General features: G+C 62.9%; 2 protein-coding genes. Both read right to left on the reverse strand.

The window, feature by feature from the left end:
- Positions 1 to 62: 62 nt before the first annotated feature.
- Complete coding sequence (istB, locus tag ACSU1L_RS16405) at positions 63 to 860, reverse strand: IS21-like element helper ATPase IstB (RefSeq protein WP_439256520.1); 798 nt, start codon at positions 858 to 860, stop codon at positions 63 to 65.
- A complete protein-coding gene (gene istA / locus ACSU1L_RS16410) occupies positions 860 to 2071 on the reverse strand; it encodes an IS21 family transposase (protein ID WP_439256521.1) in 1212 nt (403 codons plus the stop codon). The genes istB and istA overlap by 1 nt, the downstream gene beginning before the upstream one ends.
- Positions 2072 to 2136 lie beyond the last annotated feature (65 nt).

A 2136-nucleotide genomic window follows, 5' to 3' on the forward strand; every position in this document is an offset into this window, starting at 1 on the left:
TGTCGACGGCGCTCGAACTTTGAACGTTTTCGGCGTTCGAAAAGTGAACGGTTTTGGGCAGTCTAGTCAGGGTTTTCGTTGGTCGTGGTTCTGATGCTGGGGAGGCTGTCGATGCCTCGTCCTCGGAGCCGGTAGCTGGCGCCCTTGAGTGTGAGGACGTCGGCGTGGTGAACGATTCTGTCGATCATCGCGGCAGCGACGGCTTGGTCTCCGAAGACTCCGCCCCAGCTGGAGAATGGCAGGTTGCTGGTCAGGATGAGTGAGGCATGTTCGTAGCGAGATGACACGAGTTGGAAGAACAGGTTCGCGGCGTCTTGCTCGAATGGGAGGTAGCCGACTTCGTCGACGATGATCAGCCCGTATCGGCGGAGCTTTGTGAGTTCTTGTGGGAGCCGGCCTTGCCGATGCGCGTCGGTGAGGCGGGTGACCCAGTCCGTCGCCGTCGCGAATAGCACTCGGTGTCCGTGTCTGGCCGCAACGATCCCGAGCGCGGTCGCGAGATGCGTCTTCCCTGTCCCGGGAGGGCCGAGCAGGACGACGTTTCGCGCTTCGAGTAGGAACCCGCCAGATGCCAGAGAGCCAATTTGCTGCCGACTGGCAGGTTGCGGATCCCAGTCGAAGTCCTCAAGTGTCTTCCTCGATGGAAACCCTGCGGCTTTGATCCGTAGTTCACCGCCGGATGCGTTGCGTGCGGAGACTTCTCGTTCCAGGACCGCGGCGAGGTAGTCCTCGAACGACCATCCCGCATCACGCGCTTGGTCAGCGAGGCGGGCGGCAGCCTCATTGATGCGCGGCGCTTTCAGCGCGGACGAGAGGTAGGTGATCTGCTTGACCGATTCGGTCTGTTTCGTTGCGCCCATCAGATCAGACAGCCTTCGACGATCCCGAACGCGCGGTCGTAGTCGCCGAGGTCTCGGGCCAGATCATCTGTGGCAGCGACAAGACGAGGCTGTTGAAACTTGCGCCGCAGCACCGCGGCCGCAGCCTTGTGGGCTGGGTCGGTGATCACGATCGAGCGGGCCCAGGCCCGCGGATGATCCGCGATGACCCTGCCATCTAGACGGACTCGAACTCGGTCTAGGTCCGCGCTCACATCGACAACCCGCCCGATGGCGCGCGGATCAACAGAGTAATCATTCGTGTCAACGCGGACGTAATAGTCGCGGCCGAGACGGATCCGAGCCCGCCATCCCAGATGCAACGGAATCGGCGGCAGCGGCAGCATCGCCTCCAAATCGACCTGCAGACGATCGACCGGCGATGCGTGCAACGTGCGCACGACCCGACGGTTCGCGATCTCCAACCAGTCGATGAACTGCTCGTTGAAGTCCGCCGGTGATGCGAAGGAACGCCCTGGCATGAACGAGGTCTCGAACCAGCCGTTGCGCCGCTCCACGATGCCCTTGGATTCCGGGTCTCGTGGTGGGAGCAGGATAAGTTTCGTGGCCAGGGTGCCCATGAACGCGTCGACCCCGTCTGCGTGTCGTTTCCCTCTGCCGATGCCCGGCTCGTTGTCCCAGAGCAGTCGCCGTGGAACCCGTCCGAGCTGCTCGATCAACTCCCACGATCCGAGAAGCAGATCCTCCGTCTTGCGGGTCGGGATCATCCGCCCGAGAGCGAACCGCGAATGCGCGGGAGTGATCACCAGCACGGGCAGCAGCTTCGCTGTCCCGTCCTCGAGCGGGATCCGTTTCGGTGGGAACCAGAGATCGCACTGCGCCGCGTCCCCGGCCGCCCAGACCAGCCGGTCCGCGGGATCGATGCGTTGCTGCTCGGGCCGTAACCGGGCAACGTTGTCACGGAACCAGCGGATCGAGCCCTCCCACCCGACGCGTTCGGCCAGCACCGTCGCTGGCATCGTTGGTGTCTCGAGCAACAGCTCACGCACCCGCGCTTCGAACGGCGTGAACGACGTCACCGCTGCTTTCCGCTCGTATTGAGGTGGCGATTCCGACGCCACGGCCTTGATGACCGTGGTCCGCGAGATCCCCAAACGCGCAGCGATCTTCGCCTTCGGCTCGCCCTCCGCGGCCAGCCTCCGAATCAATGCCCAATCTTCCAAAGTGATCACTCTCCAATAGTTGAGTGTTCACTTTTCAAGCGCCGCTACTGTCCAGTTTTCAAGCGCCGCCGACA

Source organism: Microbacterium sp. A94 (assembly GCF_051842855.1).
Classification (GTDB): Bacteria; Actinomycetota; Actinomycetes; order Actinomycetales; family Microbacteriaceae; genus Microbacterium.

Excerpts from the sequence above, each read along its gene's own strand:
- istB (WP_439256520.1), bottom strand. The coding sequence starts at position 860 with ATGGGCGCAACGAAACAGACCGAATCGGTCAAGCAGATCACCTACCTC.